Origin of the sequence: Xenorhabdus ishibashii (assembly GCF_002632755.1) — a bacterium.
Taxonomy (GTDB): domain Bacteria; phylum Pseudomonadota; class Gammaproteobacteria; order Enterobacterales; family Enterobacteriaceae; genus Xenorhabdus; species Xenorhabdus ishibashii.
Genome location: NZ_NJAK01000001.1, coordinates 1,670,313 through 1,693,277, shown reverse-complemented (window position 1 = coordinate 1,693,277; position 22,965 = coordinate 1,670,313). Strand labels below are relative to the sequence as shown.

Sequence of the window (22,965 nt, the reverse complement as noted above, 5' to 3'; positions counted from 1 at the left end):
GCATTGTCAAATCCTGTCTATTTCAAGCTACAGATCACACACAGCCGCAAATTAGAAAATAACGAGGATAAATTTCAACACAAACTTACTGACCTTATAAAAATTCAGGTTAGACTATTTGTAATTGTCAAGGGGAAGGGTGGATATGACCCAGAGTGATAACCAGCACTTTTCTTGGTTGAAATATATATATTGAAGAGGTTGATAATGAAATTAACACCTGAAAAATTGCTATCTGCAATAGAAAAATACGCCCATGCTCCTGAGAAACAACGTTTCTTAACCCAAAAGCAGATACAGTGGTTTTCCGATCCAGAAAACGTTTTCTTTTTGATTAGCCTGGCTCTGGCGCTGCCCAAGGAAGCGATGAAGGAGATAGGCGATAGCATTAACTATTGGCTTGAAATTGCCATAGGAGAACTTGCATTAACAACAAACAAATTGCCTGCTGAAGCCAAACAGCAGCTTGAAGAGATCATTGAGCAAATTTTGGTGAATACCAAAGAAAAGTTCGAGATCAATAGCGAATGCGCATTGTTATGTGTATCGATCCTGAAAAGAAATCAGTTTCATATCAACACTGATATTACCCAACTATTGGATACCTCCCAATATGCTGAATATGCTGATAACACCAACATAGAAACTTTTCCGACAAAACCTCTAAACTTAAGTCAGTTATTTAAACAGTTTAAAATTCATTCTGGTATTGAATTTGTCGACTTTTTTGAGAGTGGTTTTTCCGTTATTCCTCATGAAGCATTGCCTCATTTATTGTCAGAAGTCGCCAAACACTCATGGGGTATCGATGCCCTGCTGCTACTGACTCAGTACTTTGAAGAACCGATTGCCCTTGCCTGTGCGCAAACCTTGGACGATTGCTCCTCTTCTGTATGGGCCAATTTATCCTACCTGCAACTTATCAATCTGTGTGCACGGTTCAACCGCCATCCTTCCATTCGTTCTAGTTTTAAGCGTTGGAAAAAAAAGGCGATGTCACACCACAATAAAGTTCGTGAAACAGCAGAGATACACGAATTATACGCCACTCATGTTGATGGCAATGACTGTGCCAGCATGATGCTGACAATCACACTGGATGGTCAAAAATGCCAAATGAATATGATGCTGGACTTTAAATCGGGTATCCGCGAGAGTTTACTGAATATTGATCCTGACCGCACAATTCCCGAACTGATTAAAGAGCTGAACACTCAGGAGGCTTATGTTGACTTTACTCCGGTCTCCCCTGACTGGCTACAACAAATTTTACCGTGGATACTTTCAGTTCAGCAAAATAAAAACACTCCTCTCGATCTCGACTCACTTTATTGGTTGTCACAACTTCCTGTCGAATGGACACAGCCAGAAGCCTTTGAATTTGAACACTGGAGCCAGAAGTTCGGTTATCAAGCTGATCTGAAACGACAAGAACAGAATCGCCTTGGCATTACTATGGGATCATCATTAATATTGAGCTGGCTGGCGCCGGAAGACTGTTTGCAGAAAGCAAAGAAACCCAGGGATTTATTGAAACTCTATTATTATGCAAACCGAGAACTATTTATTGAACGTTTGACTTATTCCGCTGCAATCGAGCAATACAGACTGCCACCAAAAGCCCCATATTTGGTAGATCAATTTTTAGATTTGGCCTATGCCCTCAGAGATCCAGCATTAAACCGCAAGAAATTTGCTTTATTTGATACGTTGTCTGAACTCAGCTTTGAATATTTCTATATGGAACAAGAGGAAGAGATTGAACCGCAAGGTTTGGTTCTCAAAGTGAGTTTACTTGATGCCACTCCAGCCGTATGGCGTCGGCTCCGTGTCAGCAATCAACTAACACTCCGTGAATTTCATGATGTGATACAAACTACCATGGGGTGGGAAAATGCTCATTTATTCAGTTTTAGTTTTGCAGGAATAGACATTCCAGAAGAACATTATGACCAAATGTGCATCGGTGAATTTTTGGAGGAGGTTGGGAATGAATTTAATTACCAATATGATTTTGGCGATAACTGGCTTCACCAGATAACCGTAGAGAAAATCCTTGCAAAAGATGTTATCCAGCCTGAAGTCACAGCAGGTAATGGCATGTGTCCGGCTGAAGATTCTGGTGGCATTTGGAGTTGGAACTATTTGCTCAAATTGAGGAAAAAGAAAGCTCTGACGGAAGATGAAGCAGAACAATTAGAGTTTGTGCGATTATCCCCAAATGAGTCACTGGAACCTTTTGATAAAAAACTGGTTAATAATAGGCTCAAGGCGTTAATTAATCACTAAAAGTCAATAAACCGGAGGAAAAAACGGCCTCCGGTTTCCTTTCGGTTATTCTCAATCCGAAGTAATGCTCGATAAAGTGATAGGCACGTTCGTTGAGCGTAACTTATGAATCAAACTACAGGGGAATTCATTAATGGAAAATGAAAGGCCAGAAGATAAGTTTACGATGGAAGAAATCCGTGGTGCTTTTCGCATTAATGTACAACAAAAAAATACCAAACAAAGTGACCGATTGAGCATTCCAACGCCGGATTGGGTAGCCGAGGAAGTGCCTGTCGCATTAGTCTATAACGGTATTTCCCATGTCGTGATGATGGCCAGTCCAAAAGATCTTGACCATTTTGCTATCGGGTTTTCCTTGTCGGAAGGGATCATCACATCTGCACAGGAAATTCGGGGTATTGATTCAATAGTGAGCTGTCACGGGGGCATTGAGCTTCATATTGAACTTTCCAGCCGTCGTTTTGCGGGATTAAAAGAGCGTCGACGCAATATGGCTGGGAGAACGGGTTGCGGTATTTGCGGCACAGAACAACTCGCAGAGATTTTTCGCCCAATTACGCCCTTGCCGTTCACCCAAACATTTTCCCTCTCCCATCTTGATACTGCACTTACCCAATTACCAAATGTTCAGGAAATCGGTGCACTGACTGGCTGTACCCATGCAGCGGGTTGGATTGACTTAGAGGGAAAATTGCTTGGGGGTTGTGAAGATGTTGGGCGCCATGTTGCATTGGATAAGCTACTGGGAATGCGAGTAAAAATGGGCTGGCAACAAGGTGCTGTAGTTGTTTCCAGTCGTGCCAGTTATGAGATGGTACAAAAAACAGCGAATTGTGGGGGAGAAATTTTACTTGCCGTTTCTGCCGCAACCTCACTTGCCATTAAAGTTGCACAGAAATGTAATCTAACATTGATCGGATTTTGTAAGCCAGGACGAGCAACAGTGTATACCCATCCTCAACGATTAGTGGATTAATTGAAATCCACAAATTTATCCCATCCTAAAAAAATAATTTAATTTCAATCAATTAATCTCTTGGTTGGCACAAGAAATGAGATTAAACAGACGGAAAACATAACTGTAACTTATGGTTTACATCGTTATTTAGCCAACATACATTTTATTTGTTGCGCATTTTTTGCGCACGCCTTTCACACAAAAAGTTCAGGACGCTCTTATGACAGGATAACAAATATTCAATACTCTGTGAGGTTACTTATGAAAAAGGTCAATATATTAATCGCCATATTAGGTGTTCTTGGGTTTACTACACAGGTTCAGGCAAAAGTTGAGTATGGTATAAGCCAACAAGACACCAATCCACACCTTGTAATAGGAGAGGTAGATGGTGAACCTGCTCTGGGTATCACTTTACCTATAGCAAAAGGTCTATTACTTCCAGCCTCCAAACTGAAATCTTACGCTAAACGCGACAATAATGGCATTTATCATGCCGAGAAGAACGGTAAAGCGCTCGGCATCGAGAACCAGTATATCGATATCGGTCAGATTCCCAATACAGAAGTTTACTTTGGTGAATGGGCTCAAAAAACGCCCGATAAATCGGATGCTACCCATACTGTTTTTTATGCGGGTAAAGATGCTACAACCAATCTGCCAACTGGCGGCACTGCGACCTATACAGTAAAAGGTCTGAACCAATATAACGGCAATAATCTCCTCTTCGGCAAATTAGTTGCAAACTTTGGTACCAAAAAATTGAATGGCTCACTGAAAAATGACTCACTAAATATTAGTATTGATGCCAATATAAATGACAATGCCGGATTTACAGGTAAGGCCACCGCCAACGGTAATATTCATGGGGTTACCGATGGGAAATTCTACGGTGATTCCGCCGCCGCTCTGGCAGGGTATGCCAAATTTGATGGCGACAGAAACAAAGATACTGCTTTCGGCGGTGCTAAAGAATAAGTATTTATTTTCCAGAAAACAGTGCCATTTTGACACTGTTTTCCTTTTCATCTTCTTTACCCTATTTATTTACAACTTCTTTCTTTCAAATAAATATGGGCCTTATGAATCGGGTTTTACTATGTCTGATCAAAAAAAAGTGACTGAAAAGGAAATATTTCCAATATTACTTATAGTACTGCTGATCTCATTCCTGTCTCCAGCAGTTTGCGCCAATGAAGATATTAACCACAAGATTTGGCAAGAAGCACGATATAATCAACAACACAATAAACAGAAAAATAAAGTTAAACAGAAAAATAAAGTTCTAAATTCCGTTTCTATAAAAGATCGCTTCTCATTAACCGTGACTCATGGACAAGAACTTAAAGTTGAAAATAATCTTAAGGACATCAGTCAAGCTCTGTACTTTGCTATTAATCATCAGCAATGGCAAGACGTCAAACGTCTTTTGCCGATTTATCAAAAAATTCCTGAACACGATCCGTTACTCAGCGATTTTGCTCAAGGCGGACTAGCACATTTTAAAGGGAATTTAGCGCTTGCTACCTCTTATTATCAAAAGATCCTACGTCAAAAACCGAATTTTACCCGCATTAAACTGGAACTGGCTCGTATTTATTTTGAAGATCACAAAAACCAAGAATCTGCGCAGTTATTTAAAGAAGTCGGTAAACAATATCAGTTACCAGAAATGGTTTTGAATAATATTGACCTTTATCTGGCTGCAATAACCTCAAGAAATGATTGGAGCGGTTCATTCTCATTTGGCTATACCTATGACGATAATATAAATATGTCTCCAAATCAGGAACCAATCTGCCAATATTTCAAAGAGGGAAAGTGCGTAATTGAACGTGGCGTGCCAAAACCTATCAAAGCATGGGGTGGGACTTACAGCGCTACCTTAAGCCGACATTACCAGCTTGTCGGTCATCACGGCATTTTTGGCCGAGGTCTGGTTTATGGTGAAAATTATCCCAATTATCACGACGAAAATGAAAATATGTTTCTGCTGATCAGTGGCTACAACTATAGAAACAGGAGCCATGATTTCTCCTTTGGCCCCCTATTTGAATATCAACAGCGTGCAGGGAGTACCGAATACCATGCCATCGGTGCCAAAATAGAATGGCAGTGGGATATCACCGAACAAACCGCCCTTAATGTTGAACTTGGACATAAGAAATTGAGTTATCAGCCGTTTTACAGTTGGAAAGACGGCGAACTTTCCTCATTCTATTTCAGCCTATCGCATGCCATCAATGATAAATTAGTTCTGTTTGGCGGTGGTAATTGGAACTATCGAAATAATGAACAACCAGCGGATCGCTATCAACAATGGGGAATAAGTGCGGGAGTAGCTGGACAAATCTACCCCCACATTAATGGCTCGCTGCTTGTCACACTGAGAAAACAACGCTTCGGCGCTTACAACCAATTATTGGGTGCCAGACGCCAGGATAATGAACAAATCTATACTGCCGCCATTAAATTTCCTGCCGCTAAGATATTGGGTATGACACCATCTTTAACTTTCCACCATCGACACAATCGCAGTAGTGTGAACTGGTTATACAATTACGATAAAAACGAAGTACAGATACAGCTAGAGAAATATTTTTAATCAAGGCCGTGATACATCCACAAATTAGGTTCAATGTAGTAAGCCATTTGCTTTTCCGCATCCACCACCAATGGCACCAGACCACCTGGAATGATGTATTCCCCGCTTTGCGGAAACTTCATGCCGGTCCACGCCTGCCACTGTTCTACTGTGCCGTAAATATCCATGGAGCGAAGAGCAGGCTTGATGATTTTGGCTCCTAAACGATAATGCGTGCGGATCCACGGATCAAACGGTTCGCCTTTATCATTTTTCCAACCACAATATTCGATAAAATCTTGCAGGGGATATTGGCTTTTCAAACTCGGCCTGACGGGAACAACCAGCCCCTGCAACCCTTCATATCGGGCAGTTTGTTTCAAACTGTTGATCAATAAAGCCGGAATATTTTGCCCGCGGAACGCAGGATCAACCGTCACACTCAGGGCAGACACCATATTGGCTTGCACTTTTCCCTTAGCTTTCCCCCCAGCGTCAAATACAGCATCCCAGCCTTCATCAGGCAATTGGTCTAATGAATGATTTTCCCAGGGAAAAGGAATTGAGCTCAGTAGGCCAATAAGACGCTCTTCTTTCCCCTGTTGCAGAATGGCAAATTTTTGGAAGTGACTAAAGCCAGGTTCATATAATTTGTGCCAATGTTGTTCAGCGACTGCATCATAATTCATAAATAGAGGCCAATTGTTATCAATAAGCGCCTCTACCCTATCACCAAGATCTGTCCTTTCTTCAGCAGATTGAATAATAATTTTTGCTTCCATAATACATCTCCAATTAGGCTTTTTTCAGCCAGATAGATATATGAAAACTGCTATACCCCTTATTTTTTCAATGGCGGCTTCCTCAGTGCAGAAAATAAATATATGGATAAAATGGTTCTTTACTCGCAAATTTCATCATAACGAATCGTTTTCCACAACAGGACATGAATATTTATCCATACAAGGCATACTTATTAATTATTCTTAATTATGTAAATTGTTATATAATTCTATTAATTTAATTTCATTAGAAACTTTTTTAATGCTAATTAATTTGTTAATAAAAAAATAACTTCAATAAATAAAATCTACCAATCTCACATTTTCAATAAAAAATCAGATAGTTCAAATCCCTCTCAAAATAAAAAATAAAATAAAAATCAATAAAATAAAAAATACATTGACTAATAAACCTTATTATTAGTGAAACAAATAATAATAATTATCATTTACATTATCATTTGAACGGTGTACGTTTTTCTCGCGCGATAGAATCAGGCCGTTTTTAAGATTGGGTAACGAGGGATCCCCCATTCCAAACGAGGATAATGATGAAAAAGTTGAACGTATTAATCGCTGCTTTAGGCACATTGGGATTTATGGCACAGGCTCAGGCAGAAGTCGGTTTTGGGCAGAGTCAAATAAGCTCATCAGCATATATTAAGGTTGGTGCAACCGAAACGGGTTCAAATTCACACGGTGGTGCGAGTGGCAATCCTGGTATTGGGATCAGTTCCATCGGTGGAGGAAAACTCATCGGTTTTTCTGGCTTGACTCGCATGGCACCAGCGGACAGTAATGGGATTCATAACATCTCAAGAGCAGGTGCACCAGGCTCTCATGGTGGTATGGGGGTATTCAATTTCAGCAAAGTTGCCAATGCAGATGTTTATTTCGGTGAATGGTCTCAGACCGGTCAAGCTGGTGATAATACCCATACTGTTTACTATGCAGGCAAAGATATCACTACCAATATGCCAACCGATGGTACAGCAACCTATGTGGTGCAAGGTATTAACCAGTACAGCGGTGATAATGCCTTGTCCGGTACATTTACCGCTGACTTTGGTGAGCAAACTCTGGTTGGTTCCATGGAAAATACCGCAATGACAATAGATATTAGTGCCAATATTGGTGCTGATGCTAAATTCGAAGGTATAGCCATAACTGATGATTTGGTTGGAACAACCAATGGTCACTTCTTTGGCGACAGTGCATCCAGTCTGGCTGGATACACCACATTTGAAGATGACAGATCCAAAGATACTGCTTTTGGTGGTTCTAAACAGTAATCATTAATCTTTCAGAGAACAGTGCTGTTTTTGGCGCTGTTCGCTGTTTTTATTTCTAATAATTGAGCTTTGTGATCTGGTTTTCCAATGTCTGAAAATAGAATTACTCCAATATTATCAACGGCACTTATGGCTCTATGCCTCTCCCTACCCGTTCATGCCGATGAAGATACCTCACGGAAAATCTGGCAAGAAGCACAGCATAATCAACAGGAAAATGAAACCAACCTGATTACACCAGATCCTATTTTTGTTGAAAATAATGCTTCATTGATTGTCATTAATGGGCAAACGTTTCAGGTAGAAAACAATATTAATGATATCGGCCAAGCGCTATTCCTGGCTATTAACCATAGACAATGGTCAGATGTCAGACGTTTTCTCTCGGCTTATCAAAAATTGCCAGAACATGATGTAATGTTGGTCAATTTTGCTCAGGGTGGGCTGGCACGTCTTGAAGGAAATTTGGATCTCGCCGCCTATCATTATCAACAAATTCTGAATCAACAACCGGATTTCACACGTATTAAATTAGAACTGGCTCGTGTCTATTTTGAAGATCATAAAAATAGGGAATCTGAACAACTGTTTACTGGATTAAGCAAACAAAACGAATTACCTGAAACGGTTGTGAAAAATATCGACAGTTATCTAAAAGCAATAGCACTGAGAAATGGCTGGCGTGGCTCTTTCTCGGTCGGTTATGCCTATAACGATAATGTGAATATGTCTTCTCAGTCTCCCCCAACTTGTCTAATCCCTAATCCTAACGGTGGCTGCCATAAAGAACGCCATATACCAAAAGCCATCAAAGCGTGGGGCATGTCTTATGATGCGACTTTAAGCCGACGTTACCAACTTTCCGGTCATCACGGTATTTTTGGTCGCGGCCTGATTTATGGTGAAAACTATCGTGATTACCATGATGAAAATGAGAATACGTTTCTGCTAGTCGGAGGATACAACTATAAAAGTAGTAACCACGATGCCTCCTTCGGTACTCTATATGAATATAAACAACGTGCTGGTTATACCTTCTCTCACTCTATAGGTGCCAAAACAGAATGGAGATGGGCATTAACCAAGCAAACAGCCCTTAATGTTGAACTTGAACATAAACAACTGCGACATAGGCAAACTTACCGTTGGAAAAATGGTGCACTAACCTCCTCCTACCTCACCCTATCCCATGCTATCAGCAAAGAATTTGTTCTGTTTGGCGGTGGCGATTGGGTATATCGGAATAACGACCTGCATCCTACTGATAGTTATCAACAATGGGGCTTTCGGGCAGGGATAGCCGGACAGATTTATACCGGTATTAATGGCTCTCTGTTTGCCACGCTAAGAACCCGCCGCTTTGATGCTTATAACCCGATATTTGAAGTTAAGCGGCGAGAAAATGAGCAAATATATACCGCTGTTATCAGAGTCCCAGCCGCTGAAATAGGGGGTATGACACCTTCTTTCACTTTCCGCCATCGACACAACCGCAGCAATGTGGATTGGCTGTACAGCTATAACAAAAATGAAGTGCTAATCAGGTTGGAAAAATATTTTTAACCAAAATGGAGGCATCAATGGCATACCGAGTTAAAACACAGCTCACCCCCATCACTATTGCATTGTCACTGGCATTGTCACTGGCTGCACCGCCTCTGGTTGCTGAATCCGAAGCGACGGTCACAACCTCAAACAGCAAGACAGATCTGGGCAAGATTCGTGTCACGGATAACAGCGCTAAAGATGAAGAGGGTTATAACGCAGTCTATGACAAAGATATTTCCAATATTTATATCGGCAAAAAACAGATAGAACGCTACAAAGGAGCTTCTCCCGCCGATTTAATTAAAGGTGCCGTAGGTGTATATAGCGGTGATGCCCGTAATAGTGGCGCTTTAGATATCAATATCCGTGGTGTTCAGGGGCAAGGACGCATTCCTGTCACCATTGATGGTACAGAACAATCCATTACCGTAGGACGCGGTTACAATGGTGCCAATAACCGCAATTACATCGATCCAAACCTAATCAGTAGTATTGAAATTGAAAAAGGCCCGTCTCTGAATCGCAGAATCAAAGGTTCCGTCGGTGGTGCCGTATCTATAAAAACCCTAGGCATTGATGATGTAGTGCCAAAAGGGGAAACTTTTGGCATCAATACTAAACTGGAAACCAGTAGCAACTCAGTGAGAGAGCGCACACCATCCCTATCATTGGGGCAAGACTACCGAGATATTCCTGACTTTATCCAAAATAAGGTTGAAACCGATCCGGCGTTACAAATTACGCCTCATTCATCGAAAGACAATAAACTGTTTGGCTTCAAAGATAATGCCTTCCGTTTCGCATTAGGAACACGGCAGGAGTATTTTGACCTAATGCTGGCCTATGCATACCGTCGTCAGGGTAACTATTTTGCCGGAAAAGGTGGCGCCCATCGCTATGATGAACCCATTACGGAAAATGACAGGGAACTCATGAAAAATGTCCAGACAACACTGGACCCATATCTGCCTTTTGCTGCTCGTATCTATCGCCCCGGCAATGAAGTTCCCAATACTTCCAATGAAATGCGTTCTGTATTAATTAAAAATACCTGGCATTTCACCGAAGATCAGGCTCTACAATTAGGGTTTCGCAATACCCATATGGAATTTGGTGATATTATGCCTTCACGCTTGGGCTGGGTTACACCCGAAAAAAATAAAGTTCCTCAATGGCCATTAGCGAAAGTTCATCAGAAAGCTGCCAACCTGACCTATAAGTGGCAGCCTGAGAATAATCCCTATGTCGACTTCGACATGAACTTATGGACAACTCGCACCACCAGCAATACCAACACCGCCGGAGGATATCCACGCACTCCCACCGATAGAGACTGGCGTTGGGAAGATGGCCTTGAGGGCAGAAACGCCAATATTGATGGCACATTGATCAATACCGCTATCACCCATTCTCAAAACAATCGTTGGGGTGTCGATCTTTCCAATAAATTTACCCTACACCCTAGTTTAGAGCTGACTTTAATGGGGAATTTCCAACGGGAACGCCTCGATTCCAACGATGATTATAATTCAACTAATCTATATTTCTTCCAGTCACCGGCGCGGAAAGGACAACGCCAGGAAATCAATCTCGCCTTTAACTTCAACTGGCGGCCAGCTTCATGGTTGGAGCTGAATGCTGGAGCCAAGCGCGTTTCTTATTGGTCTCAAGATGATTTGCTTAATGAACGACGTGCCGAAAGGGATGGCCATTATCAGAAACAACGAGAAACCATCGGCCATGAAATGAGTTATTGGCGAACAATGACCGAAACAGAAGCTAATATGGAGAGAAAAAGAAAACAATTTATAAAATCAAATAATATCTTGAAAATGAGTCCCGCAGAGAAGCTTGCGTTTATGAATAAACTCGAAACTGAATACTCTGTGGTTAAGACAACTCGTATTAATTCACGTGATGGCCTAACGCGTAAAATGGTTAGCGAAAAATTCACTTGGAATTACGATCCTAACAATGGCAAGCTCAGTAAAAATAGTAACCCCTATTTCAATGGTCAACTGGATATGAATGAAAGGGTTATCGACCCAATCAGTGGCAAAGAAGTCTATAAATATGAATACGGCGAAAAAGTTGACGCAAATGGCGTACCAGGTCCTGCTGTTAGCGATCCTTGGGAACCTGCGCCAAAACGTAAGGATCACGCTTGGGCACCTACTTTCTCCGCGACGGCCTATGTCACCGACGATTTCCGTATCTATACCCGCTACGCCGAAGCGGTAAGAATGCCCAGCATTTTTGAAGATACCGTCGGTTTTTCAGGCTCTACAACCAATCAAATAGGCCATAAATTCAAACCTGAACGCGCCAGAACCGCGGAAGTCGGCTTAGTCTACGATTTCAGCCAATTAGTCAAAGCTGAACGCCATGCGGATATCAAACTCTCTTATTACAACACCATCATTGAAAATGTGTTCGATAGGGACAATACCTATAAATTCTCCCAATTAGAGAAACAGAAATTGGCTGGTTTGGAACTACAGGCACGTTATGACAACGGCAGTTTCTTTGCCGATATGGGGCTAGTTTACAACATGAAAAACAAGGTCTGTGACAGTAATTCTGTCATGAGACTGGATTCCCAAAATCGTTATGGCATACCTGAATGTATTGATGGTGGTTTCCCTGGCGGTTATTTACGCACCTCTATCCAGCCAAAATACTCAGCTAACCTGAGCGTCGGCGGCCGCCTGTTTGATGAAAAACTGGAGCTAGGCAGCCGAATGCTCTATCACAGCAAGGCAGAAAACAAAGATGAAAAATGGCTGATGAATGACTTGCCAGATATTTATAAGGGGCAATCCAATAACCCAATGCGCTGGAATCCAGTATTTACGGTTGATGCCTATATTAGCTACCAAATCACTCCCTCTATATCAATGGAGTTAACTGGCACAAACCTCACTAACCGCTACTATCTCGATCCGCTGACGCGTTCGATGATTCCGGCACCAGGCAGAACCTTCAAACTCAGTTTGACCAGTGAGTTTTAGAGATTTGATTAGAGGATAGTATGACCAATACAGCCATATTAGATAATCCAGCCGCGTGTTTTCCATTAATTCCCAAAAGGAGATTGCTGGTTGGTATCCTAATCGCCATTTTATTGCATACCAGTTTAATATGGCTGTTCAAACGACATGCTTCATATGATGATGACACGGCACATCATATCAACAACAACGCTTCTACTCTGGGGTTATCTATTACGATGGTTGCTGCCCCATCGTGGGAAAATAAACCGGAGCCTGTTTCTCCGCCATCCCCACTTTTGACTGCACCGGAATCACCAACAAAACCGGAACTCGTGCTGGATAAAGCCATTCATCCTGAAAATAAGGTAGTCAAACCGCCTGAAGCCGATAAACCCAAGAAACGTCAAAAGCAGCAGAAAGAAAAACCGCAAGAAATGGCAGAAAAGAAAACCACCCAATCACCACAGGTACAGAAAGACAATCAGACAGAGCAGGAAACGCACGGTAGCGATCAGGCTAATTCAGAAGGCAGTATGAGCCGCGCAGCGACGTCACAACCTTTGGTGGGACAAGGAAATAGCGAAGTGGACAATTACTATGCAAGACTGCGGCAAGAAATTGAACGCCATAAACGTTATCCCCGCAAGGCAAAGAGAATGAAGCAACAAGGTTCGGTCATCGTCAAATTTATGCTGCAAAATGACGGTTCCATTACTGCTGCCGGAATCGTTCAATCCTCTGGTAACAGTGCGATAGATAATGAAGCCCTGAAAACCCTCAGTCTCGCTAAATCTGTTGGTTTCAGGCCTGCAAATATGAATCCAGAGGTAACACTTGAGATCGATTTTAAATTGAAATGATGATGAACTCCTCTCAATCTCTTAAGCCAACAAGCCACTCCAAATCATTTGGAATGTGCTAAAAAGACTCTTTATATTGAATAAATAACTAAATATTTTTACCATTCACAATCTGTTATTACTTTTTAATTTTTATTATTTTTTATATGTGTAATTTATTTTATTAAATATATTGTTATTTCACCCACTAGTCTTCATTCATTTTTATTGGTAAAAATAACTGGCGCTTCATTATTATTGTTGCGCATGTTGTTGTTCATGTTAATGTGTTACTTATTGTTTTCTTTTGGGACTATTTATATGGAAAAATATATTTCTGCTGTATGTGAAGAAGTTTCTTCAATTCTTTTTGTTGATAAAAGTGAAATTAATGAAAATTCTTCATTAATTAATGAATTAGGCGCTGACTCTTTGGATGTCATTGATCTTTCATTTAATCTTGGAAAAAAATTTAAAATCACCATGCCAACAAAAAGCCTCTTTTCTCATGTCCAGGATACTGTTTCTGAAAGCATTATCAATCAGTTGTTAATTGGAGATGTTCTTACTGAGGAAGGAAAGGGATTACTAGCTTTTAGTTGTTATAATTATACATCAGAACAATTAGAATCTATCCATACACTGGGTGATTTATTTGGTGAAACTAATGTTCATAATTGGGCTTCATTATGCAAATCCATTTGTGAATCAAATGTTGAAAATGCAGATGATATTATTTTGACCGAAATAAAAAAATACTGTCATGATATCTTAATTAAATCATAATATTACTCTATTCACCTTAATAGTTTAATTTGAGTTGTTTAAATTTAAGTGTAAATATAATGTTGTTACTAAGGTGGAAGTCAATATGGCTGGTATAACGACAGAGAAAGTTGCTGTAACCGGTTATGGTTTGATTGTTAGAAATCATGATTGCCCAAGTGATTTATTCAATTCATTGATGGAGGAAAGATCACTTATCTGTGAAGACGCGTTGTTAAAAAAATATGGAATAAATAATATTCCAAGCGCTAAATTAACTTCCACAGATATAGATAAGTTACGTAATCAATTCAACGTTACGAAGCAACCCTCCAATAATCGTGTTTTATTGATGGCTTATTGTGCAGGCGAAAATAGTTTGCAAATGGCAGGATTAACCCATCAGAAACTGAAACAATATAAATGTGAGTTATTTTTTGCCAACAATAAGATGTTTATTGATGGTGATACGCTAACTCATTACTTCAATGAGAATACATCTTCCTCAGAATATATTGACATTGAACATGTTGGGGCGCTGATGCGCCCGTATGAAATTGCTGAAGAATTGATTAAGCGTTTTCATCTATCGGGGCAACCAAGAGTCTATAGTGATGCTTGTACGGCAGGTATGGTCGCTCTCTATTCTGCATATCTCACCATTAAAAGTGGTCGGCGCAATATAGCCCTGGTGGGTGCTTCTGAAGAAGCTACTCACCCTATTATGCAAATCTTATTCAAAAAAGTCAGGGCGCTTTATGATGGTAAATTTACAGAATTAAATCAATCTTCACGGGCATTTGATAAAGACAGAGCAGGCTGCGTTTTGGCGGATGCTTCTGCGTTTCTGGTGGTTGAAAATTATGCTCACGCTATTGCCAGAAAGGCAAAAATATTGGCTGAGATTGCAGGCATGTCCCGACAATCTGAAGGTTATAAAATGACATCAACGGATTTATCGGGAAAATATTACCTCAACTGCATGTCTTCAGCGCTGAAAGATGCTGAATTATTGCCTGAAGATATCGATCACATCAGTTCTCATGGCACTTCAACGGTCAATAATGATCTTGCGGAAAGTAAAGCGATTAATGCACTTTTCCCTCATCAACCACCCGTTATTTCTACTAAATCAGCGATGGGGCATTCATTAGCGGTGAGTGGGCTACTGGAAACGATACTTTCAATTGAAACGCTGAATAATAATCAACTTCTTCCCAGCCTTAACTTTTCTGAATTGGGAAAAATTGATGGCTTAATTCATGTAAACAAGGCGGCAAAAGCTCTGCGGGTCAAGCATATCCTCAGTAATTCCTTTGGCTTTGGTGGAGAGAATAGTAGTTTGATTTTAAAACGAGCTGAGGGATAGGTTATGGCAATTTATATAACCAGAGGAAGTAGTTTGCTTCCTGATGGCCTAAATATGGCTGATATTATTCATGGAAATATAAAAGAAGCCGACTTATCAGACAATACGCTGCGTTTCCCACATATTATAGGAGAGAGATTCATCAAAGAAGGTGATTTTGTCATGCCTTCTATGGATAAGATGATTCGACGAACAGCGCATGAGCAAAGTCAGTGGGTGCTCTATACCGGCATTAAAACGTGGGAAAACAGTATTGGTGAATACTTTCCTCCTGAACAACGCGGGTTGTTTATTGGGCTAGGCACAAGTGATGCTGATAATAATTCGTATCTTATTGCATCTGATACGAAAGATGATAAGGATTATGTTTCCAGAGCATTAGTGGAGACGCCTCCATTGATGGGATTGACACTGTTGAATACTTCCACAGCCAGCCATTTGTCACAACATCTTGATATCATAGGCGATAATGCTTTCTTTTCTCCTCATGTTGATGCAGGCGGTCATGCTCTTCTGGAAGGTTATTACAGTCTCAAAGAAAAACGCTGTCAGTTTGCACTTTGTGGGGGTAATGCCCAGAAAATCTCGACATGGTATTACCTTGCTTATGAGCATTTAATCGGTGATACACCGTGGCTGCCAGCGGAAGCGGCCTCGTTTATCACCTTACATGAAGATAGCCGAAATGCTGATAGTGAGGTAACTTATGTTAATCGCATGATAATTCACAACAGCAAGCAATATTCCTGTTTCTTGTCGCAAGTCAGCACATCAGATGTATCACCACAGCAAATAATCCACGTTGGAAAAGTTGATAATGAATCTATCTCGTTGACGCATGGTATTTTTCCCGATGCCATACAGTTTAATCTTGATAAAGCCATCGGATATACGGGGCCTGCCGCCTCTTTTATTGCTATCAACCTGGCCATTGAAATGCACCAAAAGACCTTAAGTGTCGATAATGTCCATTCGAATCTTATCTCTCAACAACCCTCCTCTTTGGTACTGATATTGGTTCATGGTCTGGAAAAACAGTGCATTGCTGTTTTGCTTCGAATGAAAATGGCTAAGAGAGAATTGTGATGCTATCTGACCATCGTGTTGTTGTTACAGGAATGGGGGTCGTGAGTGCTTTCGGCACCCGTCTTGATACTGTTTGGAAAAAGCTCTGTGATGGAGAATCAGCAGTTAAGCCACTCGTATTTGAGGATAATGGTGTACTGCCTGTGAAATATGGCGCTCAGATTGATTTTAATACTTTACTCACTGAAAACTCAGCCTCTCTACCGACATCAGGTATCACGGATAAGCGTGGCATTATGGGCATTATCTCAGCGTCCAGAGCGCTGGAAGATGCGGGGTTATTCATGCCGAGCTGGGAGAAGAATAAACAGCCTATCGGCATTTATGGATGTAGTGGCGTGACCGAACTCTCAGAGGATGACAGACATCTATGGCGCAAAAGTCGTCATGACGAGGACACTGAACAACAAGCTATTGCAGCCTTGTTCGAACAACGTCATAACTTGAGTTTCTGTTCCGGCATAAGATGCAGCAACGATGGCATGGTAAAAGAAATCGCACGCCGATTTTCTTTATCGGGGCCTGCGGTAAACGTGAATGCTGCTTGTGCTGGAGCGACCCATGCTATCGGGCTGGCTTGTCAATCCATAAAAAGAGGCGAAACGTCCATCATGCTGGCGGGTGGGGCTGACTCAGTTATCAATCTTCATACCTTGATAGGGCTGAAATTATTGGGAGCGGCTGCCACAACAGAAAAGTGGGGTAATAGACTTTGTCGCCCCTTTGATAAAGATCGTAGTGGATTGGTTGCGGGTGAAGGTGGTGCATTTCTGGTTCTTGAAAGTGAAGAAAGTGCGCTACGCAGAGGAGCCAAAATTTATGCTGAGATTAAAGGCTATGGGGCTTCCTTAGATGCCTATAAATTGACAGCGCCGCATCCTACTGGGATTGGCGCAGAAAGTGCCATTAGGCGAGCTATCAAGGATAGTGGTTTGCATTTGCATCAGATCGACTATATCAATGCCCACGGTACATCAACACCCTTGAACGATGCCCAGGAATCCGCTGTCATAAAGCGTATTTTTGGTTCTCAGCCTCCCTTAATTTCATCAACCAAATCGATGTTAGGCCATTGGATAGCGGCAGCAGGCGCCATTGAAGCCGTGGCGACGGTTTTGACTGTAAAGCATAAATTCATTCCACCTACGATTAATCTTGAAATTGCCGATCCACTTTGTGATTTGGACTATGTCCCAAATTATGGGCGGCCTTTCCTGGTGAAGAATGCGATAACCAATTCATTTGGTTTTGGTGGAATCAATTCCTGCTTAGTTATAGGGGATTACGATGGAAAATAAGATAATAAAACTGATTAATTATAATATAACCACCCCTTGTCATCTATTTAATAGTCTAAATGATGAAAAAGATGGCAATGAGCTAATTAAAAATGCAAAGCTCAGACGCTTTTATTCTACGGGAACGAAGAAAGGCATTATTTCAACCAGAAGGGCTTTAATTGCCTCTGGCTTGAATATCAGTGATCCAAAAATAAAATTTGGCCTGTATACCACGCAATATGGCTATCTTCATCCATTGCCTTCAGAATTATTACCAGAACATGAACAAGCTAAGGCTCACCATTCAAAGCATATTTATCAAACTATCTGGGAATGTGAACGAGTCAATCCTTTCTTAATCACTCTATCACTCAGTAATAACCTGTTGGGCATCCTTTCCCAAGAACTCAATTTGCAATGTGACTGCGCTGCTTTTTTGCGTGGAAATTTAGGCTTACTGTCGGCATTTAGCGAAGCTGAGTTGTGTCTGAATAATCACTTGATTGACTACGCCTTAGTGGTTGCTTCCGGGATAGGGAGCATAACTCAAGATATTCAATCTGAATTTTCGGGTGGAAGTATTGAGTTTGGCGCCACTTTCATTCTCACAAGAGTTGAAAACCAGGCACCGCAAGGTAACTCACATCTCATTGATATTCCATATCTCTATCAGAATTATAGTGAGAGAAATTATGCTGCTGAAACTCTCTTTTTTATCAAGGATATAGCAGATCGTATAAAGCCCCATAGGCAGGTTGAAACAGTTAATTAACAATAGGATTTACAATGGAAAATTACGCTATTTTTTGTAAACCTCAGCTAACTCAGGCATTAATTTCACTTGGTTTAAACAGAACTTATCACCGGGCAGCAGGTAATTTTCTCTATTACAAAGATGAAAATGATAAAGAAATTCCTGTCTTGGATCTCTTGGGAGGATATGGTGCGACATTATTAGGCCATAACTCTCCTTTTATAAGAGAAAAAATAAAGTCCTATCTTGATGAAGAAATTCCTGTTCATAACCAATTTTCCATCAGAAAACCTGCCGCATTATTAGCTGAACGTCTTAATGAATTACTAAAAGAAGAAACTGGAACTCATCGTGATTTTATCTTCTGTTTTGCGAGTACAGGGGCGGAGTCGATGGAAGTTGCACTGAAAAGTGCAGAATTTACACGTAATGCTCAACTTGAAGAGTTAGAGCAGGAAGTCGTAACAGCGATTACCAAAATCAGTGCTGATAAAGAAATTGTACTGACAGAGGAACAGCGCCAGCGTTTGCAATTGGGGGCAAATGCCACTGTCGAAGAGATAAAATTAGCCTTGATGGCGTTTGTTCAGGAACGATTGAATACAAAACCAACATTCTTAGTTCTTGAACATGCTTTTCATGGAAAAATGATCATGACGGCCAACTGTACGCATGGTGCCATGTATCGTCATTATCTAAGAAGAATGAAAATAGACACGCATTTCCTTTCTTCTGAAAAATTGAATGAATTTGCGAGCATGGGTGAAAAAGCCAATGATATTTTTAATAGTTGGTTGTGGTTACCGCAAGAAGAGAATAACCAAATTATTTTAACGAAGAAACCATTCAGAGTTGTTACCGCATTTCTCGTAGAACCTATACAGGGAGAGGGCGGCGTTTACCCGCTTAATGCAGAACAAATTAGCGGAATTAACCGGCTAAAACAGATATTGGGTTGCCCTGTTATTGCTGATGAAGTTCAATCAGGATCAGGAAGATGTGGGTTTTTAGTCGCATCCAGTGATGTCGATCTTGATGCAGACTATTACGTTCTTTCCAAGGCCTTGGGAGCGGGATATGTCAAAATTGGGGTAGTGGCTATCCGTCAGGAAAGTTTTACACCGGGATTTGATGTCATCCAAAGCTCCACCTTTGGTGAAGATGATTTTTCTTGTCGGGTAGCACATGATTTCGTCAATCTTCTGCATGCTGACCAGCGCCACTTACTAAAACAAGTGACTCAGTTAGGGGAGGAATTCAGAACACGGTTGAATGCGCTGAAAGAACAGTATCCTGATGTCATTCGAGATGTTCGTGGCAAGGGATTGATCTGGGGAATAGAGTTTCATGATGTCATTAATTCTGACTCCTATATCTTACAAAATATTGCCGTACAAGGTAGCTTAGGCTATGTGATTAGTGGGCATTTATTGTGTGGTAGCCACATTCGTGTCGCCCCTTCTGGAAGTGCAGCAAACGTTATTCGTGTAGAACCCTCAGTATTTCTGGAAATTGAACAAATTATTCGGTTTGTTGATGCCCTTTCCAAAGTTTGTCTGGCGATCCGTCATGCTGACGCAGGGTTTATCGTTGCTCCCATGCTTGGGAAAAAGGATCACACTGTGGCTACAGATTATCGGCGGATAGAAGCCTCGCAGAATGATGACAGAGAGGCTGACTATAAAGTGGCTTTTATTAATCATCTGATTTCCGCAAGCGGGCTTAGGGAGGTTGATCCCTCACTCAGCATATTTAGTGATGAAGAATTAGAGCTGTTTGTCGAAAATTCCACCTTTAATCTCGCAACCAAACCTTTCAAAGCGGCACGTATCCGTTCGGATAAGGGTAAATCGGTGGAATTCACGCTCTATCCACTGACAGTGACGTCAAAAATGATCAAAAAAGCACTAGAAAAAAATGAGTTAGGGCGCTTACGGCATGAAATTGAAGTTCGGGTTACTCAAGCAGCCTCTGAAGGGAATATGGTCGTTGGGTTGGGCATGTTTACGTCTATCATCACCAATAATGGCAAATCCTTAAAAAATACGTCAATCAACGTGACAACAGGTAATGCTTTGACTATAGGCATTGGCATTGAAGCCTTGCAGAAAAGTATTACCGATCGAGATAGCACTAACATGCGGATAGCGATTGTGGGAGGGGCAGGGAATATCGGAAGTGTTTATGCAAAGATATTAGGCCCTCAATTTCAAGAAATGATCTTGATAGGTAGCAGTAATCACGGTTCGCTGAAAAAACTGGATAGAGTGAAATACCATATTTATGAAAATATCTATAACCAGTTTATTATTAACAAGATGCCAGTCACTGAAGGGTTAGCAAAAAGAATAGTTGATGGTCTTTCCACTATGCCTGCTGATTATCTCATTGGTAAGACAAATATTGGAATGGAGATAGAGCACTATTTGAATCAGTATTACCCCACTCAGACATTTATCTACACCTCTCAAAATATTTCTGATATTGAAAACTGTGATGTGATTGTGTGTGCGTCGAATGCTTCAGAGGCTTTTTTATCGGTTGAAAAAATCAAACAAAAAGCAATTGTCTGTGATATTTCAGTACCACATAACCTTTCTGACGAAGATGTTCTTAGTCGGCCAGATATCAAAATATTGCGGGGAGGAATTGTTCAGACACCTCACAATGATAGTTTAGATAATCGTGTCCGTGCCTATTTAAAGGAAGGGCAAATTTATGCTTGCATGGCAGAAACGATTTTATTGGGGTTAGAAGAGTACCAAGGGAATTTTTCATACGGGAATATTTCTGCTGATCAGGTGATTGATATTATGGCAATCGCCAGAAAACATAATTTCACTTTATCTGATATCAAAGAGAATTCAAGTTTATGAACCATCACGGAGAGTTAAGATCAGACACCATCACAAAAAATGCCATTGTGACGGGAGGCAGTAAAGGTATTGGTAAAGCTATCGTTTTAAGTTTGTTGGCGAGGGGATATCGGATCGCTTTTTGTTATCGAAATGAAACTCCTCAATTAACTGATTTTATTGCCGAAATTAAGTTAATTTACCCAGATATCTTACCTATTAAGGCTGATTTGGCTAAAGCTGAAGAAGTTAATACATTTATTAATAAGGTGATTAACGTATTTGGTCGTATTGATCTTCTGGTCAATAATGTCGGGATAACCCGCGATGGGTTGCTGGCGACAATGGAAACTAAAAATATTGAATTACTGATCAATAACAATTTGTTGAGCTATATTTTGTGTAGCCGTGAAGTGCTGAAAGCGATGATACCACAGCGGAGTGGTCACATTATCAATATCTCTTCCATTTCAGCCAGCAAGCCAAATAAAGGCCAGTCCATTTATGCGGCAACTAAAGGTGGAATAGAATCATTGACACGGGCGCTTGCCGTTGAGGTAGCGCCTAAAAATATTCGGGTTAATGCTGTCGCACCGGGAATTATTCAAACAGAGATGACAGAGAATTTATTAAGTACATATAAGGAATTAGTCAATAATAAAGTAATACTCAAACGAGTTGGGCATGTTAATAATATTACCAGTGCAATACATTTTCTTATAGAAAATAATTATATAACGGGTGAGGTTATTAATGTTAATGGTGGCATAGCACTCAGTTAAATAAGGAAAATCAATGCTAACATTTATTGTGACTGGTGCAGCAAGCGGTATTGGATTTGCTGTTTGCCAAAAACTTGTTGCGGCTGGATATCACGTTATTGCCATTGATATTAACCGGGATGGATTAAATGAGTTAGTCGAACAATCACCAGACTATATTCATCCCCTTCAAATCGATTTAGTTGAAGAGGAAGCATTAACCAGCGAATTAATGCCTCTGGTTAAAGAGCGTGAAATAAAAGGGATCGTTGTTAGCCATGGTAAAGCGGATGATAATGATATTGACCAAAATGATATCTGGGATTTGGTACTGACAACCAACCTACATTCGACTCAGCGTCTATTATCACAGGTTGTACCTGATATCGTTTCTGGTGGGCGAATTGTCATTATTTCATCTATCCTTGGCAAGATAGGGACAACCCGTAATACAGCTTATTGTGCATCAAAACATGCTTTACTTGGTTTAACCAAATCATTAGCGCTGGATCTCGCGAAGCGACATATTACGGTCAATGCCGTGTTGCCTGCTTGGGTAAATACACCAATGTTTGTCAGAGGTCTGGAACCCCAGGCGCAATTATTAGGATGTTCAACATCCGTCTTATTAAAAAGGGCAGCTAAAAGAATTCCATTACGACGTTTAGTTAGTCCACAGGATGTTGCCGGTACAGTCATGTTTTTCATTTCTCCTGAGGCTGCTATGATTACAGCTCAGGGGTTAACCATTGATGGGGGTGAAAGAGGAGGCATGTAAAATAGAGCTATTGCTACATCATTGTTGTT

The 22,965-nt window shown here is 40.8% G+C and carries 17 protein-coding genes; 16 read left to right on the top strand and 1 reads right to left on the bottom strand.

Features of this window, described 5'->3' with window-relative positions:
• The first annotated feature begins 207 nt into the window (after window positions 1-207).
• The 4 genes from Xish_RS08085 (at window position 208) to Xish_RS08070 (ending at window position 5,855) form a co-directional block, all read left to right on the top strand.
• Window positions 208-2,289 carry a plasmid pRiA4b ORF-3 family protein gene (locus Xish_RS08085; RefSeq protein WP_099117429.1) on the top strand — a complete coding sequence of 694 codons (2,082 nt, stop codon included), beginning with the start codon at window positions 208-210 and terminating at the stop codon, window positions 2,287-2,289.
• A gap of 133 nt (window positions 2,290-2,422) precedes the next feature.
• Entirely contained in the window at window positions 2,423-3,268 is an 846-nt protein-coding gene (gene fdhD, locus Xish_RS08080; RefSeq protein WP_099117428.1) for a formate dehydrogenase accessory sulfurtransferase FdhD, read from the top strand.
• A gap of 243 nt (window positions 3,269-3,511) precedes the next feature.
• A complete protein-coding gene (locus tag Xish_RS08075) occupies window positions 3,512-4,228 on the top strand; it encodes a Slam-dependent surface lipoprotein (RefSeq protein ID WP_099117427.1) in 717 nt (238 codons plus the stop codon).
• 121 nt (window positions 4,229-4,349) lie between these two features.
• Complete coding sequence (locus Xish_RS08070) at window positions 4,350-5,855, top strand: surface lipoprotein assembly modifier (protein ID WP_099117426.1); 1,506 nt, start codon at window positions 4,350-4,352, stop codon at window positions 5,853-5,855.
• On the opposite strand, the gene Xish_RS08065 is transcribed toward Xish_RS08070, so the two are convergent.
• Window positions 5,852-6,616: a transferase gene (locus Xish_RS08065; protein ID WP_099117425.1), complete on the bottom strand. Its 765-nt coding sequence runs from the start codon at window positions 6,614-6,616 to the stop codon at window positions 5,852-5,854. The two genes, Xish_RS08070 and Xish_RS08065, sit on opposite strands and share 4 nt — an antisense overlap.
• Window positions 6,617-7,164: 548 nt before the next feature.
• Between Xish_RS08065 and Xish_RS08060 the strand changes: the two genes are divergently transcribed.
• The 12 genes from Xish_RS08060 (at window position 7,165) to Xish_RS08005 (ending at window position 22,936) form a co-directional block, all read left to right on the top strand.
• Window positions 7,165-7,908: a Slam-dependent surface lipoprotein gene (locus Xish_RS08060; protein ID WP_244185958.1), complete on the top strand. Its 744-nt coding sequence runs from the start codon at window positions 7,165-7,167 to the stop codon at window positions 7,906-7,908.
• 87 nt (window positions 7,909-7,995) lie between these two features.
• Window positions 7,996-9,471 carry a surface lipoprotein assembly modifier gene (locus tag Xish_RS08055; RefSeq protein WP_099117423.1) on the top strand — a complete coding sequence of 492 codons (1,476 nt, stop codon included), beginning with the start codon at window positions 7,996-7,998 and terminating at the stop codon, window positions 9,469-9,471.
• Between the two features lie 17 nt (window positions 9,472-9,488).
• Window positions 9,489-12,467, top strand: coding sequence for a TonB-dependent receptor domain-containing protein (locus tag Xish_RS08050; protein ID WP_099117422.1), 2,979 nt, complete (start codon window positions 9,489-9,491; stop codon window positions 12,465-12,467).
• A 20-nt stretch (window positions 12,468-12,487) separates the two neighbouring features.
• Window positions 12,488-13,309, top strand: a complete 822-nt coding sequence (locus Xish_RS08045) for an energy transducer TonB (protein ID WP_099117421.1) — start codon at window positions 12,488-12,490, stop codon at window positions 13,307-13,309.
• A gap of 300 nt (window positions 13,310-13,609) precedes the next feature.
• Complete coding sequence (locus Xish_RS08040; RefSeq protein WP_167383240.1) at window positions 13,610-14,074, top strand: acyl carrier protein; 465 nt, start codon at window positions 13,610-13,612, stop codon at window positions 14,072-14,074.
• A gap of 85 nt (window positions 14,075-14,159) precedes the next feature.
• Window positions 14,160-15,422: a beta-ketoacyl synthase N-terminal-like domain-containing protein gene (locus tag Xish_RS08035; protein ID WP_099117419.1), complete on the top strand. Its 1,263-nt coding sequence runs from the start codon at window positions 14,160-14,162 to the stop codon at window positions 15,420-15,422.
• Window positions 15,423-15,425: 3 nt separating this feature from the next.
• Entirely contained in the window at window positions 15,426-16,508 is a 1,083-nt protein-coding gene (locus tag Xish_RS08030) for a hypothetical protein (RefSeq protein ID WP_099117418.1), read from the top strand.
• Window positions 16,508-17,806, top strand: a complete 1,299-nt coding sequence (locus tag Xish_RS08025) for a beta-ketoacyl-[acyl-carrier-protein] synthase family protein (protein WP_099117417.1) — start codon at window positions 16,508-16,510, stop codon at window positions 17,804-17,806. The genes Xish_RS08030 and Xish_RS08025 overlap by 1 nt, the downstream gene beginning before the upstream one ends.
• A complete protein-coding gene (locus Xish_RS08020; protein ID WP_099117416.1) occupies window positions 17,796-18,560 on the top strand; it encodes a hypothetical protein in 765 nt (254 codons plus the stop codon). The genes Xish_RS08025 and Xish_RS08020 overlap by 11 nt, the downstream gene beginning before the upstream one ends.
• A 14-nt stretch (window positions 18,561-18,574) precedes the next feature.
• The gene (locus Xish_RS08015) at window positions 18,575-21,418 is read left to right on the top strand and encodes an aminotransferase class III-fold pyridoxal phosphate-dependent enzyme (RefSeq protein WP_099117415.1); all 2,844 of its coding nucleotides are present in this window, start codon (window positions 18,575-18,577) and stop codon (window positions 21,416-21,418) included.
• Window positions 21,415-22,179: an SDR family NAD(P)-dependent oxidoreductase gene (locus Xish_RS08010; protein ID WP_099117414.1), complete on the top strand. Its 765-nt coding sequence runs from the start codon at window positions 21,415-21,417 to the stop codon at window positions 22,177-22,179. Before Xish_RS08015 ends, Xish_RS08010 begins: the two co-directional genes overlap by 4 nt.
• A gap of 13 nt (window positions 22,180-22,192) precedes the next feature.
• A complete protein-coding gene (locus Xish_RS08005; protein WP_099117413.1) occupies window positions 22,193-22,936 on the top strand; it encodes an SDR family NAD(P)-dependent oxidoreductase in 744 nt (247 codons plus the stop codon).
• The last annotated feature ends 29 nt before the right edge of the window (window positions 22,937-22,965 follow it).

Coding starts and splice junctions, on each gene's coding strand:
- Xish_RS08065 (WP_099117425.1), bottom strand. CDS start 6,616: ATGGAAGCAAAAATTATTATTCAATCTGCTGAAGAAAGGACAGATCTT.
- Xish_RS08055 (WP_099117423.1), top strand. CDS start 7,996: ATGTCTGAAAATAGAATTACTCCAATATTATCAACGGCACTTATGGCT.
- Xish_RS08085 (WP_099117429.1), top strand. CDS start 208: ATGAAATTAACACCTGAAAAATTGCTATCTGCAATAGAAAAATACGCC.
- Xish_RS08005 (WP_099117413.1), top strand. CDS start 22,193: ATGCTAACATTTATTGTGACTGGTGCAGCAAGCGGTATTGGATTTGCT.
- Xish_RS08070 (WP_099117426.1), top strand. CDS start 4,350: ATGTCTGATCAAAAAAAAGTGACTGAAAAGGAAATATTTCCAATATTA.
- Xish_RS08015 (WP_099117415.1), top strand. CDS start 18,575: ATGGAAAATTACGCTATTTTTTGTAAACCTCAGCTAACTCAGGCATTA.
- Xish_RS08030 (WP_099117418.1), top strand. CDS start 15,426: ATGGCAATTTATATAACCAGAGGAAGTAGTTTGCTTCCTGATGGCCTA.
- Xish_RS08010 (WP_099117414.1), top strand. CDS start 21,415: ATGAACCATCACGGAGAGTTAAGATCAGACACCATCACAAAAAATGCC.
- Xish_RS08020 (WP_099117416.1), top strand. CDS start 17,796: ATGGAAAATAAGATAATAAAACTGATTAATTATAATATAACCACCCCT.
- Xish_RS08060 (WP_244185958.1), top strand. CDS start 7,165: ATGATGAAAAAGTTGAACGTATTAATCGCTGCTTTAGGCACATTGGGA.
- Xish_RS08040 (WP_167383240.1), top strand. CDS start 13,610: ATGGAAAAATATATTTCTGCTGTATGTGAAGAAGTTTCTTCAATTCTT.
- Xish_RS08075 (WP_099117427.1), top strand. CDS start 3,512: ATGAAAAAGGTCAATATATTAATCGCCATATTAGGTGTTCTTGGGTTT.
- fdhD (WP_099117428.1), top strand. CDS start 2,423: ATGGAAAATGAAAGGCCAGAAGATAAGTTTACGATGGAAGAAATCCGT.
- Xish_RS08050 (WP_099117422.1), top strand. CDS start 9,489: ATGGCATACCGAGTTAAAACACAGCTCACCCCCATCACTATTGCATTG.
- Xish_RS08025 (WP_099117417.1), top strand. CDS start 16,508: ATGCTATCTGACCATCGTGTTGTTGTTACAGGAATGGGGGTCGTGAGT.
- Xish_RS08035 (WP_099117419.1), top strand. CDS start 14,160: ATGGCTGGTATAACGACAGAGAAAGTTGCTGTAACCGGTTATGGTTTG.
- Xish_RS08045 (WP_099117421.1), top strand. CDS start 12,488: ATGACCAATACAGCCATATTAGATAATCCAGCCGCGTGTTTTCCATTA.